This is a genomic window from Thiomicrorhabdus immobilis, from assembly GCF_021654855.1.
Lineage (GTDB): Bacteria > Pseudomonadota > Gammaproteobacteria > Thiomicrospirales > Thiomicrospiraceae > Thiomicrorhabdus > Thiomicrorhabdus immobilis.
Window position 1 is genome coordinate 2,326,487 of sequence record NZ_AP024202.1, and the last position, 12,040, is coordinate 2,338,526.

The 12,040-nt window shown below is 41.6% G+C and carries 11 protein-coding genes; 5 read left to right on the forward strand and 6 right to left on the reverse strand.

Annotated elements, in window-relative coordinates:
- Positions 1 to 28 precede the first annotated feature (28 nt).
- From L6421_RS10480 to uvrD, 6 genes are all read right to left on the reverse strand, one after another.
- Positions 29 to 913, reverse strand: coding sequence for a hypothetical protein (locus tag L6421_RS10480; RefSeq protein WP_237261740.1), 885 nt, complete (start codon positions 911 to 913; stop codon positions 29 to 31).
- 334 nt (positions 914 to 1,247) lie between these two features.
- On the reverse strand, positions 1,248 to 2,243 hold the full coding sequence (locus L6421_RS10485) for a J domain-containing protein (protein WP_237261741.1): 996 nt from the start codon (positions 2,241 to 2,243) through the stop codon (positions 1,248 to 1,250).
- Between the two features lie 637 nt (positions 2,244 to 2,880).
- Positions 2,881 to 3,333 (reverse strand): rhodanese-like domain-containing protein, encoded by a 453-nt coding sequence (locus tag L6421_RS10490; protein ID WP_237261742.1) that lies wholly within the window; start codon positions 3,331 to 3,333, stop codon positions 2,881 to 2,883.
- 74 nt (positions 3,334 to 3,407) lie between these two features.
- Positions 3,408 to 4,202: an ABC transporter permease gene (locus L6421_RS10495; protein ID WP_237261743.1), complete on the reverse strand. Its 795-nt coding sequence runs from the start codon at positions 4,200 to 4,202 to the stop codon at positions 3,408 to 3,410.
- Positions 4,199 to 4,849 (reverse strand): ABC transporter ATP-binding protein, encoded by a 651-nt coding sequence (locus L6421_RS10500; protein WP_237261744.1) that lies wholly within the window; start codon positions 4,847 to 4,849, stop codon positions 4,199 to 4,201. The genes L6421_RS10495 and L6421_RS10500 overlap by 4 nt, the downstream gene beginning before the upstream one ends.
- Positions 4,850 to 4,866: 17 nt before the next feature.
- Positions 4,867 to 7,140, reverse strand: coding sequence for a DNA helicase II (gene uvrD / locus L6421_RS10505; protein WP_237261745.1), 2,274 nt, complete (start codon positions 7,138 to 7,140; stop codon positions 4,867 to 4,869).
- 479 nt (positions 7,141 to 7,619) lie between these two features.
- Between uvrD and trxA the strand changes: the two genes are divergently transcribed.
- The 5 genes from trxA to hemE all read left to right on the forward strand — a co-directional run bounded on the left by trxA (position 7,620) and on the right by hemE (position 11,963).
- Positions 7,620 to 7,934 (forward strand): thioredoxin TrxA, encoded by a 315-nt coding sequence (gene trxA / locus L6421_RS10510; RefSeq protein WP_237261746.1) that lies wholly within the window; start codon positions 7,620 to 7,622, stop codon positions 7,932 to 7,934.
- A 150-nt stretch (positions 7,935 to 8,084) separates the two neighbouring features.
- Positions 8,085 to 9,341, forward strand: a complete 1,257-nt coding sequence (rho, locus tag L6421_RS10515) for a transcription termination factor Rho (protein ID WP_237261747.1) — start codon at positions 8,085 to 8,087, stop codon at positions 9,339 to 9,341.
- Between the two features lie 164 nt (positions 9,342 to 9,505).
- On the forward strand, positions 9,506 to 9,754 hold the full coding sequence (locus L6421_RS10520; protein WP_237261748.1) for a type B 50S ribosomal protein L31: 249 nt from the start codon (positions 9,506 to 9,508) through the stop codon (positions 9,752 to 9,754).
- 207 nt (positions 9,755 to 9,961) lie between these two features.
- Positions 9,962 to 10,777 (forward strand): thermonuclease family protein, encoded by an 816-nt coding sequence (locus L6421_RS10525; RefSeq protein WP_237261749.1) that lies wholly within the window; start codon positions 9,962 to 9,964, stop codon positions 10,775 to 10,777.
- 121 nt (positions 10,778 to 10,898) lie between these two features.
- Positions 10,899 to 11,963: a uroporphyrinogen decarboxylase gene (gene hemE, locus L6421_RS10530; RefSeq protein ID WP_237261750.1), complete on the forward strand. Its 1,065-nt coding sequence runs from the start codon at positions 10,899 to 10,901 to the stop codon at positions 11,961 to 11,963.
- Positions 11,964 to 12,040 lie beyond the last annotated feature (77 nt).

Consider the following 12,040-nt stretch of genomic DNA (forward strand, 5'->3'; position numbering starts at 1 on the left):
AATTGGACAACACCAGGCTAAAGCTAAATTAATAAGTCTGTATTCCAAAGTCTAATAATAATCTCGGCAAATGGTCATCAAGGTTTTGAACTTCTTTTTCTGTAAGCTCAATTAGATTAAAACCATATTTTGCATATATTTCTTGCTTGGCTTTTTTACGAGCTAAGTAACGGGGTTCATTCTCATAACCCCAGTACTCAATATAGACCTTTCCGGTAGGAATATAGAAATCAGAGTAAACTTCTTCCTCGATTGGTAATCGTCGTTCATAGGCATGAGGAATTTCCATCATGTATAAAAAGTTATCAATTAGCATTTCAGCTTTAGAGCGAACATAATGACCATCTGTTGTACGATGTTTGGCCTCAAACTTTTCCCTAAATCCGATGTCATCAACTTGCTTTTCTTCTGGATTGGTATCTTCTGAGTTGCCTAGAAATGAGCTTACTGTACTTTTCAAGATAGGGGACTCAAGGATTGATTCAGGCCATTTTGTGAAAGGTACGCCAGATTGGTATGACTTATTATTGACAGCACCGTGCTTAAGTCCTTGGTCGGTTGCAATCCAACCCTTAACACCTTTCTTGATCCAGCCTAATTCAGATAAAATTGAATTGACTTTATTGGCTGAAAAACCAAAATGCTTTCCAATAGCCGTACTATTCAGAAGGTTGTCATCAGCACTTTCTTTAGATTCATTATTAGAAAATTGGCTTAAGTCAAAATCATCTGGCCAAGCGATATACTGTCCGTACCGTCCATTAGAAACTACTGCGCCAAGCTCACTTCCTTTGTTTGTTAAAGCCCATGAGTCATTTTCTTTTGTAATGAGCCCTTGGGATTCAAGTATCGCAAAAACCTGTTTTGGCTGAAGCAGATTATTTTTTGCTAGGATCGTCGTTGAAATACCCATTATGGGAACTCCTTCAATAAGTTTTTAATCTTAGTGAAAACCTACTTGAAATGCATATAAATAAGTAAAGACACTACTTACAAGTATATTTTAACTAAGAAAGGTTGCAAGCTTATTTTATGCAATAAAATTTCTATGAAAATAATCTATTCGGATAAGGATGGAAATGGTGAAATTCGTTGTTTACTGTGTATAGTCACGAAGTGACTCGATACCTTCTTATTTATTAATAATTAACAAGGATATAACTTGGTCTAAAGCTTACTAAAAACCCTAATTTAAATATAAATAAATCAACTAGTTATAGTTTTGTTAAATATTTTATGTAAAATCATTATTCGAATTCATTTTGACTGATTCTAGATGATCTAAGATTTCCATTAACTCTGTTTTGTAGAGTTACTTGGTGCCCTCTAATTCGATTTCCAGACTTATAGAAGCTGAAGGCTGTTAATGACTTTGACAGAACGGTTCTTCTTCCAAACAGTAATTTATTTCCATACCAAGTGTTACCTGAAGCATAAACTTGCGTGTAAGTTCCCAAAGGAACTTTAGTTTTTACTGTTTCACCAGCTCTTATAAAGATTGAAACAATATCATTTCCAGTAATAGAGTCTTTTAGCTTAACCAAATGGTTTTGTGTTGAACTGGCTGTAATTGAAAATGGTGCAATTAAAGGTTCTATTGTACTTACAGAAAGTACTCCTGATTGAGGTAAGAGAGATTCTTGATATGTTGGAAGCTCTTTGGGTATTGCTGGTTGTTTGGTAGAAGTTGAGTTATATGAGAATACAAAAAAAGAAATTAAAGTAAGGATAAAAATAATAAGAAAGACTGATCTTGAAGAGTTATTAACTGTAGCAGAGTTGATAATTGGCTTATCTTCTACAAACGTATTTCCTCCTATCTTCATGGACTTAATTTTACTTTTCCAGATAGCCTGATTTAATTCTTGTTCAGATACGTTATATTTTTTTAAATAAGCCTGAAAAAATACGGTTTCACTCTCTGAAATGTCGCTTTTATTGTCTGTTTGGTAATGTTGATATGAACTTGTTTTGCTTTTCAGTGTTCGAGGTTTATTTTGGGAAGATTCATTTAGTTTTTGCTTGATCCAATTGTCATAGCTCTGTCGGGACTCAGGGTTTGAAAGTACAGAATAAGAGTTGTTGAGAATAGCAATAATTCGCTGAGACTCTTCGCTATTATTGTTACGATCTGGATGATATTTTTGAATGAGGCTTCTATATGCGGCTTTTATGACTTCGGGAGGAGCGTCTCTAGATACTTTTAGGTTATCGTAATGCGTTTTAAAATTATTATTACTCATTTTTCGACTCTCATTACCATAAAAGCATATCTTAAGATATTGATTTTTAAAATAAAGTGCAAGTATTTTTTATAAAAAAACGTATTTTGAAAGAGCGGTAATAAAAGGTATTAAATAGAGTGAAAATAAATAAGACTTGCTGTAACTTGTTGAATTTACTATAAACAGAGACTAATTACCCGGCAATAGAAAACTAAAAAAGCCAATAATATCTATAGATTACACCTCCTACTATGCCCAAAAACCTTAAATACCTAACAAGTTAGCGGCGGTTCAAACAATTATATTTAAGTTAGATATATGACAACTCTGTATATTGAAAAGACTGTAAAACCTATGAAATCATTGGCAATCATGACATAGATTGAAGTGGTATCACTGCTAATTTACCTTTAAAATTCAACAAGATATAATGAAAACAAAAATTTACTTATTCCCCGAATTTTTAAACAGCCAAACCACCACAAAATGCAGTACAAAACTCAGTGCCAACGAACCGCCAGCCACTAACCACAAATTATCCAAAGCCCAAGCCGACCAACCCATATTTTCTCCTTTTGAAATACTAAACAGGCCTGGTAGAAATATAATCTACCAGGCCTGGTTATTTTTATTTTGTCGATTTTAATTTAATAAACTAACAGACATTACCTTCTTGAAACCCTGGGTTCCAAGGGTGGTCTAAACGGATTAAACCGTTATCAACCGGAGGCACGGTAATATCGCCGTTGCATTGTTTCCAGGCATTGAAGCCGCCGGCCAGGTTGACCACATTGGTGTAACCCATTTTCAGCATGGTATCCACGGCTAAAGCGCCACGCCCGCCGGATAGGCAGAATACGACCCAACCTTGGTCCAAGTCGGCTAATTCACCCATATGACCTTCATAACACTTATCGCACATCGGCTCTAACATGCCACGCGGCACATGCACCGACATCGGAATCGTACCGTCTAGATATTCGGCAGGTTCACGCACATCAAGCGGTTTGTAACCACCGCATTTAAACAGGTCTTTAGCTTCTGAAGTGGACACCTCTTTAATATTGGCCTTGGCTTCCGCCACGATATCTTTTAAACGCATTGCCATAACACACTCCTTGAAAGAGAGAAACTTTTAGTAATCAATCACATAGAAATAGTAGCACACTATTCAGCACGGTTTTATTTCACTTTGATCAAAACCGAGGTTTTTAATCTTTGTCTAGCATCAAATAACTGCTTGCCGGCATAGTTCACCGCAATTAAGGTTCCGAAACCTGTTGAGGTGGCAATCAACAACATAATCATGATTTGATACTTCACCGCTTCCATAGGGTCTGCACCCGCTAAAATCTGCCCGGTCATCATCCCCGGTAACGAGATGATGCCTGCGGCAACCAACATATTCATCACAGGAATCATGGCGGCATGCAAACTCTGTTGTTTAATGAAATCCAACGATTGCTTGGCGGTTTTCCCTAAGGCCAACTGGGCTTCTATTTTCGCTTTCATCTGCACGGCGTTGCGTGTCAGTGAATCTAAACCTAAACCTATCGCGGTCATACTATTACCTAACAACATGCCCAATAACGGGATGGCATATTGCGGCTGATACCAAGGTTCAGGTTGAATCACCAGGGTCAACACCCCAATCAACAACAATAAAGCGGTAAACGACAGCGATAAAAAGCCAATCATCAAACCGTGTAAACGTTTAAAGCGGTATTGCTGGCGTTTGGTAATTTCATAGCCTGCCGCCGAGAGCATGACAATTCCCACCAGCGCAATCCAAAGTGGATTTTCTGAATAGAATACCCAACTTAACCAGACCCCCATAAACAGCAATTGCACAACCATTCTAGTGGTTGCCCACCATAGATGCTTTACCTGGCTAAACCCGTTCAACCACAAGAAAAGCCCTAATAAAAACACCAAAAAAGAGAGGGTGGCCAAATCCCAATAACTAATCAAAATCATGATCGCCCCTCCTCTTTAGCGACAAATACCAGTTGGCAGTTTTCACAACTCAATCGCTGTTGTTGCTCTTCATCATGGCTGATCCATAAAGCACAGGTTTGATTTGTGTTGATATAGTCGACGACAAGCCGCTCAACCAACTGGGCGCTTTTAGGGTCTAAATTTGCGGTGATTTCATCAAGCAAAAGCACTTTAGGTCGATACTGTAAACCACGCAATAACGCCAATCGCTGCTTTTCTCCAGAGGATAAGTCATCCGGATTCTTTTCAAGGATGGACGGCTTTAAACCCACCGAGTTTAAAATTTCCGTGTCAGGCTGGGTATCGAAATGCTCAGCAACATGGTCTCGCCACCAGGCGGTTTCCGCCGAAAAATACATCACTTGTGAGCGCCATTTTTCAGGACACATTTGATTTTGCTCTTGGCCATACAGTTCAACCAGCCCGGAGTGTTCAATTAAGTCGGCCAAGGCTTTTAAAAATTGCGATTTGCCGGTTCCTGAGGCACCAGAAACCATCCAAATCTGCTGACGGTTCAAACTCAAATCAACCGCGTTAGGCATACCCCAAGCCTGCAACGACTTTATCTGCAAAACAAGTGGGTTCTGGTTGTCCCGGTTTTGTTGGGGTTCAGAGGAAAATGACATGATTGTTCAATTCGTCCTTAAGCTCTTTTCTCTAAATTGGCATAAGCCATCACCAACCACTTAGAGCCGGCATGGGTGAAATTGACTTGAATGCGGGCGTGTTCACCACTACCTTCCGTGCTCAAAACGATACCATCGCCGAACTTTTGATGGAACACCCGTTCACCCACGTTATAGCCGGTTTCATTCACCTTGCTCGACAAGCCAAATGCCGGCTGTTGTGAATATCCGCCAAAAGATGGCGCCACAGAGCCCGATAAACGTACCGCTTCGATACAATCTTGAGGAATCTCTTTAATGAATCGGGAGGGCGTTGGAAACAGCTCTTTACCATGCAATCTGCGACGAGTGGCATAGGTAATCATCAGTTGTTTTTCGGCACGGGTGACGCCCACATAAGCTAGTCGACGCTCCTCTTCCAAACGAGAAGCATCTTCATAAGATTGCTGTGATGGGAACAAGCCCTCTTCGACACCAATCATAAACACCAATGGAAACTCCAGTCCTTTGGCGGCATGCAACGTCATCAGCTGTACCGAAGATTCCCATTCATCCGCTTGGCGTTCTCCCGCTTCTAACGCCGCCTGGGCTAAAAATTCAGATAAAGGATTATCGAATACCGGATTGAGCAATAAAGTATTGCCATCTTCGTCAACCCCATCAAACTCATTTTGACCGGCAAACGCTTGTGCTTCACTCTCAATGCCGTCGGCATTTTGCTGGGCACTGGCCTGTTTGAATTGACTGGCGGCATTGATTAACTCATCGATGTTTTCCAGGCGACCTTGACCTTGTTCTGACCGATCTTTCTCAAAATGCGCCTGCAAGCCCGATTGCGAAACCACTTTTAACATTTGATCTTCTAGATTAAGTTCACGGGTTACATCATCCAGGTTATCGATCAGCTCTAAAAACCCAGCAACCGAAGATTTGGCTTTAGGCGTTAAACCACTCTCCACCAACTTCTCAGCCGCTTGCCACAGTGAGATTTGTTGCTGCTTGGCCATTTCACGAATGCTGTCTGCGGTTTTTTGGCCGATGCCTCGTGGCGGATGGTTATAGGCTCGTTCAAATGCAGCGTCATCCTCACGGCTAACCAGTAAACGTAGGTAACTTAAGACATCTTTAATCTCGGCACGGTCATAGAAACGCAAACCGCCATAAACACGATACGGAATCTGCGCCTGCATCAAAGCCTGTTCTAAAATACGCGATTGCGCATTGGAGCGGTATAAAATGGCCACCTCATTACGCGCACCACCATTCTCACACCACTGTTCGATTTGATTACAGACATAACGCGCTTCGTCCATCTCATTAAAGGCTTCGTAGACTTTAATTAAATCACCCGCTTCACCCGCACTCCACAACTGCTTACCCATACGAGAAGTATTATTGGCGATTAAGCCGTTAGCGGCTTTTAGAATGGTTTCGGTAGAACGATAGTTCTGCTCAAGACGCACCATTTTGACATTGGCAAAATCTTCATCAAACTGACGGATATTCTCTACTTTGGCGCCACGCCAACCGTAAATGGATTGGTCATCATCCCCAACCACAAACAATTTACCCGAGCCACCGGCCAACACCCTCAACCAAGCGTATTGCAAACTGTTGGTATCTTGGAACTCGTCCACCAGAATGTGTTTGAAACGGGCTTGATAATGCGCCAGTACCATCGGATGTTTCAACCAAAGCTCATGCGCCCTCAATAACAGTTCGGCAAAATCCACCAGGCCTGATCTCTGACATTGCTCTTCATAGGCTTTATAAACTTGAACCATCTTGGCCACGAACGGGTTATGACCGATATCGATGTGATGCGGGCGACGCCCTTCCTCTTTTTCGCCATTGATAAACGCTTGAATCTGTTTATGCGGCCACTGCGCTTCATCCAGTTCCATCGCTTTTAAAAGACGTTTGATGACACGTTTCTGGTCATCGGAATCTAAAATCTGGAAATCTTTTGGCAGGCCGGCTTCTTGATGATGTTGACGTAAAATACGGTAGGCAATACCGTGAAACGTGCCCATGGTTAAGCCATTGGCTTGCTGACCAATCAGGCTTTCTATGCGGCCACGCATCTCATTAGAGGCTTTATTGGTAAAGGTAACCGCCAAAACATTATAAGGGGAGTGCCCCATCACCTGGGTCAACCAGGCGATACGATGCACTAAAACACGGGTCTTGCCACTACCCGCACCGGCCAAAATCAAAGCATGCGTTTCATCAGCGGTCACCGCTTCACGCTGTGCGTCATTTAAATCATTTAATATAAAAGAGATATCCATTCATTTTTTCCATATCCCATGCCGTTTGAATTTTGGTTAACGACAAGGGGTTCAACACAAGATAATTATTGGCTAATATCGTACGATAAATGCTTCCTGATTTGGCGAAATTAACCATGCAATCATCAGTAATGCATTAACTTAAAGGGATTGTTGGAACGCCTTAATTGAAAGACTTCTAAAAACAGGACTCGACAGAAGCCCTCCCTCGCCCCAAAAAACAGTAATCTTTAATATTTATTTTCTAAATTCACTTGATATTTAAAAATTGTTAAGGTAATGTTAGCCAAATACCAAAAAAATGATTACAGAATCAATGCAAGAAGTGTTATTTAAAACGAATTAAAAACACCTTTTGGCATCACATCAAATAGATTTAAATCCATACAGTTCCTACAAGATTCTTAAACGTTCTAATTAAACGGATTCGTTCATTCGAAATAGGGTTTGCTGTATGTTAAATAGAGTTAGGAGAAAACATGATTTCAACAAGCGATTCAAACTTTGATGCAGAAGTTTTACAATCAGACATTCCAGTATTAGTCGATTTTTGGGCTGAATGGTGTGGACCTTGTAAAATGATTGCACCAATTCTTGATGATATTACCGCTGAATATGAAGGCCGTGTAAAAGTAGCTAAGTTAAACATCGATGAGAACCCAGCAACTCCACCAAAATATGGTGTTCGTGGTATTCCAACATTGATGTTGTTCAAAAATGGTGAAGTAGATGCAACCCAAGTAGGCGCTCTATCTAAATCACAATTAACGGCTTTCTTAGACGGAAACCTTTAATACCACTCTCCCGAGTTATCAAAGATCGCTCGGGAGTAGCACGACCCCATCCAGACAAGTCACCTGAACTTCATTGAAACCAACCCATTAAAATTAAGTCACATTAATTTCAACCTCTCAAGATAACCATCAAATAAAAAACTAAAAATTATGCATTTACTCGATTTAAAAAAACAATCTGCCGCTAAATTACTCGACCTTGCCGCAAGCATGGGATTGGACAACTTAGCTCGTTTACGTAAACAAGATATTATCTTCGCTATTTTGAAAGCTCATTCTAAAAAAGGTGAGGATATTTTTGGCGAAGGCGTTTTAGAAATACTACCTGATGGTTTTGGTTTCTTACGTTCTGGTGACGGTTCTTACCTAGCCGGGCCAGATGACCTTTATGTTTCTCCTAGCCAAATTCGCCGTTTTGGATTACGTAAAGGGGATACCATTCAAGGGAAAATCCGTCCACCAAAAGAAGGTGAGCGTTATTTTGCCCTGTTAAAAGTTGAACAAATCAACTACGAAGACCCAGATGTCGCTCGTAAGAAAATCGCTTTTGAAAACTTAACCCCATTGCACGCTCAAGAGCGTCTGAAGATGGAGATTGGTAACGGCAGCACCGAAGACATCACCCCTCGTATTATCGACATTGCCGCGCCATTTGGTAAAGGACAACGTGGATTGATTGTGGCTCCGCCAAAATCGGGTAAAACGGTTATTCTTCAACAAATGGCACAATCTATCGCTGAAAACTATCCAGATGCCCATCTGATTGTCCTACTGATTGATGAACGTCCAGAAGAAGTAACGGAAATGGAACGTACTGTTCGCGGTGAAGTGATTTCATCCACTTTCGATGAACCGGCAACCCGTCACGTACAAGTTGCTGAAATGGTTATTGAAAAAGCCAAACGTTTAACCGAGCATAAGAAAGACGTTATTATCCTATTAGACTCGATTACCCGTTTAGCGCGTGCCTACAACACGGTGGTTCCGGCTTCTGGGAAAATCTTGACCGGTGGTGTGGATGCTAATGCATTACACCGCCCTAAACGTTTCTTTGGTGCGGCGCGTAACATTGAAGAAGGTGGTTCTTTAACCATCATCGCCACCGCTTTAGTGGATACAGGGTCTAAGATGGATGAGGTTATCTTTGAAGAATTCAAAGGGACCGGTAACATGGAACTTCATCTTTCTCGCAGCATTGCTGAAAAACGTATTTTCCCTGCAATCAATCTAACGAAATCCGGTACACGTAAAGAAGAACTTCTGACCACTCCGGAAGAGTTGCAAAACATTTGGATTTTACGTCGTTTCCTACAATCGATGAACGAAATTGAAGCGATTGAAACCCTGATTGATCAAATGAAAGTATCGAAAACCAACGATGCTCTATTTGATGCAATGAAAGGCTAATTGCAGAAAAAACAACCAGCTTCCGTAAATTTGTTTACGGAACTAAAACCATGTATTTCTTGATAAAAAGATGCATCCATCTGAAAAAAGATTGTTGCATTTCTTATTTTTATCAATATAATGCTCTTTTTTTATAGAATTAACTAATTAATTGGACCGTCATCATGAAAGCAGACATTCATCCAGAGTACAAAGACGTAGTTTTCCAGGATATCTCAACTGGCGAAACTTTCATTACTCGCTCAACAATTGAAAAGACTTCTGGCGACACTATTACTCTAGACGGTAAAGACTACCCGCTAGTACGTGTTGAAGTTTCTAGCGCATCTCACCCTTTCTACACTGGTAAGCAAACACTTGTGGATACAGAAGGTCGTGTTGAGAAGTTCAAGCAGAAATACGCTCGTCGTTAATCAAATCTTTTTGGTTACACGAAAAAGCGCTATTGGCTCCAAGCCTCTAGCGCTTTTTTTATAGCTACGGTTTGATACCCGCCAATTACGACAACGTCTCAAGCCTGCTGAAAACAAAATGACCAGGCCTGGTAATGATTCACGATATTTTTCAATGGCTCAGCAATTGCTTTGTATTTATCCATTAAAATCATTACAATCAATGCCATGACTAAATTAATCCCAGCTCTTATCTTTCTTCTCGGTCTTACGAATTCTATTGCCGCATTTTCTGCTGACGAAGAAACCTGCCAAATTGACACCAACAAGCTGCTTTGGACCAAAGCGGAATACGCCATTACCGGGGATACGATTGTGATCAACAATCAACGTGTCCGATTGGCGGGAATTTACGCGCCACAAATTGAGAAAAAGCAGAAATGGCACACTCCAGGCGAACCTTTGGCAAAAGAATCGCAAACCTTTTTGAATAAACTATTGGCCAATAACGATTTAGAGGTGGGTGTGGAATTTGATAAAACCCGCCTTGATAACCGCAACCGTCAACTTGCACACTTGTTTTTCAAAGATGGCACCAGTATCCAACAAAAAATGCTGGAAAGCGGTTATGCAATCGGCCGCACCACCTATGGCAACCTGAAACATGCAAAATGCTACTACCAAGCGGAACAAAAAGCCCGTGATGGAGGTTATCAATTATGGGATTTTTTGGCAAAAAATCCCGACAGGCATTTTCCTTTAGCCGAAAGCACCACCCTCACTTCAGAGGATGAAGGCTATCGAATCATTAGGGGGAAAGTGGTCAAAGTCGATAAATCATCGAGCAACTATATTATCAATATGGATACCACCGGAATCCGGGTGCAGAAAAAGTATTGGGATAACTTTGATTACAACAAACTTGAGGCTCTCGATGGACAAACCATTGAAGTCAGGGGCTACGCCTACCTCTATAAAGGGGCGATGTATATGCTGATTGAAAACCCTTACGCCATCAACCTCTTCAATCCGCTTAACCAGTAGCAACCCTGCCTAAAGACGCTTACACCACTTCTATCTGCCTAAACCTTGCTTTAGTGGCGCATTTCGCTAAAATAACCCCCTTATTTTTAGCTTTAATATATTTAATATAAAGGGCCTTGTTATGGCAGAGTTACAAAACGATCGTTTTTTACGAGCACTTCTCAAAGAACCCGTTGACCGCACTCCGGTTTGGATGATGCGTCAAGCAGGTCGTTATCTGCCTGAATACCGCGCAACACGCGCTAAAGCAGGGTCGTTCATGGATCTGTGTAAAAACGCCGAGCTCGCCTGTGAAGTGACCATTCAGCCTTTAGACCGCTACCCTCTTGATGCGGCTATTCTATTTTCGGATATCTTGACGATTCCGGATGCCATGGGGCTTGAGCTTCGTTTTGCGGAAGGTGAAGGCCCAATTTTCGATAAGCCGATCAAAACCCAAGCCGATGTTGACCGTCTTTTTGTGCCGGACATGGGTTCAGATTTAGGTTATGTTATGAATGCGGTAAGCACCATCCGTAAAGAACTCAATGGTCGAGTACCGCTGATTGGTTTCTCAGGAAGCCCGTGGACCTTAGCCACTTATATGGTTGAAGGCGGTTCAAGCAAGCAGTTTGGTAAAGTCAAAGGCATGATGTTCGAACAGCCTAAAATGATGCACCAAATCTTAGACGTTTTGGCAGATTCGGTAACCGCTTACCTAAACGCACAAATTGAAGCAGGCGCGCAAGCGGTGCAAATCTTTGACACTTGGGGTGGCCTGTTGACACCTCGTGACTACAAAGCGTTTTCATTAGACTATATGGCTAAAATCGTTGATGGTTTAATCAAAGAGAAAGATGGCCGTAAAGTGCCTTGTATTTTATATACCAAAGGTGGCGGCCAGTGGTTAAACGCTATGGCGGATGCCGGTGCGGACTGTTTAGGGATTGACTGGACAATGGACATGGCCGATGCACGTGCGCAAGTAGGTGACCGTGTTGCTCTGCAAGGGAACATGGATCCAACCGTACTTTACGCATCTCCAGAGCGTGTCCGTCAAGAAGTCAAAAGCGTTCTCGACAGCTATGGCAAAGGGACTGGGCATGTATTCAACTTGGGGCATGGCATTCACCCAGGCATTGACCCGGAAACGGTGGATGCTTTCATCAATGCCGTGGTGGACTACAGCCCTGAATACCACAAGTAAAGCTACTTTACTGAGCAATAAAAAACCCGCGATTGATGCGGGTTTTTTATTGCCTGGCTTTTATGCCTGGTTTTTAA